Origin of the sequence: Flavobacterium branchiophilum NBRC 15030 = ATCC 35035, from assembly GCF_002217205.1 — a bacterium.
GTDB classification, from domain to species: Bacteria; Bacteroidota; Bacteroidia; order Flavobacteriales; family Flavobacteriaceae; genus Flavobacterium; species Flavobacterium branchiophilum.
Genome location: NZ_MUGT01000155.1, coordinates 1 through 2,495 on the forward strand (window position 1 = coordinate 1; position 2,495 = coordinate 2,495).

Below are 2,495 nucleotides of genomic sequence, written 5' to 3' on the forward strand. Positions count from 1 at the left end.
AAAAAACCTTTGTCAAATTATCAAAATTTGACAAAGGTAAACCCATCTTACTTCTAACCTCTAATTTCATACTTCATACTTCATACTTCCCACTTACAAGAAGCCGCCACATTTGGCATTTCCACGCAGGGGCAGTTCCCGCCATACGCTGTATCTTTTTGTTTTTAAAGAAAAAACAAAAAGGATGCCGCTACTGTCGGGGCTAGGTTGCAGCTTTGGGTTGTGTTAGTGATGTTTTTAGAACAGTATCATAAGGTAACCTCTAAAAACTCAATATTTTGATTTTTTAAAAAACATAAAATATTGAATATAAACAAAATAAGGTTTTTAATTTTTCTGCAAATCGAGTTTTTAGAGGTGTCCATAAGATTATTCAGTTAGATAAAAAACCCGAGCAATTGCTCGGGTTTTTTGTCGAGTTGTTTTTCTAATCTAGATTCTTGTTTATTGGGACGGGTGAGGAAGTCGGATACGTTTTCACAGCCTGCAAAACAAATTTATTACTAAATAGAACATTTCAAAAGTTGGGTACTGATAGATATCTTTTATTTTAAATAGAATTTTTTTTAAAAATTATTCTGTAATTGATTGACTTTTATTCTATTTTTTATTGAATTTTATTTTTAAATTTGTAATTTTAATACAAATAAGAAACATTTGAAAATCGTACTATCCAATTACCTTCATCAGAAAGATAAACATATATTATTTTATAATTAATATCTATATCTAAATCAAAACAAGTATTTTTAGTTTTTGAAACTATTTTTAAAACAGGCATTTTTACATCTTTTGAGTAATTATACCCAAAATATTCATTCATACTATCTGAATTACCATTCATATTTAGATATTTTACATAACACAATTTATTATTAACATATCCCTGAATACTGTCTTTATATTTATCCAAAAAATATACTGTAAACGCTTTTAAATCTTTATTCGCAATTTGCTTACTTTTATCACTCTGTTTTATTTTGTCATATTGTAATATAACATTACCAGAGCACGAAATATTTTTCAGAACTTTTTCAGATGGCTTACAACTACTTAAAAGAATAATAATTGTTATTATTAAATAATTCAATATACTTTTCATCATTTTTTTGTTTGAGTTTCTATCAATTTATCAATACTTTGAAGTTGACCAGAAGTAAGTGTAGTACCAGAAGTTGAACGATTATTGACGTTCGTGTTTTTGTCTGAATTCATAAGATTATTTCTAACAGTATTATTTGTGACGCCAGCAGTTCCTTGTTTTATATCACTTACAGGGTTACTCGCTAACCATGGGTGTTCTAAACCTGCAGTATGACCAGCTTCATGAGAAAAACTTCTTGATATATCAGAATTACTTCTTTTCGAACCATCCGTATTTGCTGCTACTTCAAAATTATTCCTTTGAGTATCTCCTAATGTTCCAGTCTTACCGCCTTCATATGTTTTCCCAATTTCTTCTCCAGTATTTCTATCATACAAAGTGTTTGATTGCGTATCTATTAATGTTACGACAAAGTCACCTTTAGCTTCTGTAACATTATTCACAACTAATTGAGCAGAGGCTCCATCTCCACTATACGATTTTGCGAAGTCAGCCTTTATTGTTTCTGTCAATTTAGCAACTTGTTTGTCAGTCAATGAAGAGTTATTATACAGCTGAACAGTTAATTGTCGATAAGTTGTTCCATCACTATTTTTTATATTTGCCCATTCCAAACCTTCTAACTCCCTACCATCGATAACACGGTTTTCAGCAAAATTATATACACCGTTATAAACGTATTTCTCAGCAAGAGGATCAATTGACATAAATCTCCCAATAGCATAATCATAATTTCTCCATTTGAAACTATCCCAGTTTAATCCTAACTCGTCTTGACGTTCTTGTCCTTGGAACTTATAATTATAAGAACTTACACAATTTTCGCAAGTGTTAAGGCTAATACTACCATTCAATTTGCCATATCCCCTCAACGACATATTGTAATTCTTATGTTTCATTCCAAAAGCGTAGTAATTATTTTCTTCCGTTATTTTCAAAACGCCCGAAACAGGGTCTTTGCCATAACTCATTCTTACATTACCCAAATGGTCTGTATAGTTAAACACATAATTAAAAGCACCAGCCGTATGCTTAACATACCCCTCGGCATGCGGAAAAAATTCAAGTACACATCCAGCGTCAGTTTTTTTGTACTGAAACCCGTTAATGTAATCGGTTGTTGTAATTACTCCAGCCTCGTTTACCACTTTGTTCACTTTTTGCCCACTTGCGGTGTAAAGATACGTAATGTAATTGGAATTACCAAATAAAATTTTTGTAGGTAAATTCAGGTGATTGTAAGTGATATTTTTGATGTCTTTGTTTTTGTCCACGGTCATATTGCCGTTGTTGTCATACTCAAAATCATCGTTTTGGGTGTTGCCGTCGTTAAAACCCTTTGGATTTGCCGTGTCATCTGTAACCGACAATAGCAAATTTGAATCAGGTT

Annotated in this window: 3 protein-coding genes; 1 reads left to right on the plus strand and 2 read right to left on the minus strand. The window is 31.6% G+C overall.

Going from position 1 to position 2,495, the window contains the following annotated elements; genetic code table 11:
• Window positions 1-206 (plus strand): hypothetical protein (locus B0A58_RS16675; protein WP_207758855.1); only part of this gene is annotated, 206 nt, incomplete at its 5' end.
• Between the two features lie 431 nt (window positions 207-637).
• Here the strand turns inward: B0A58_RS16675 and B0A58_RS14380 are convergent.
• Together B0A58_RS14380 and B0A58_RS16890 are read right to left on the minus strand one after the other, a co-directional pair.
• Entirely contained in the window at window positions 638-1,105 is a 468-nt protein-coding gene (locus tag B0A58_RS14380; protein ID WP_089081625.1) for a hypothetical protein, read from the minus strand.
• On the minus strand, window positions 1,102-2,495 hold a 1,394-nt coding region (locus B0A58_RS16890), incomplete at its 5' end, for an RHS repeat domain-containing protein (RefSeq protein ID WP_317047329.1). The genes B0A58_RS14380 and B0A58_RS16890, both read right to left, overlap by 4 nt.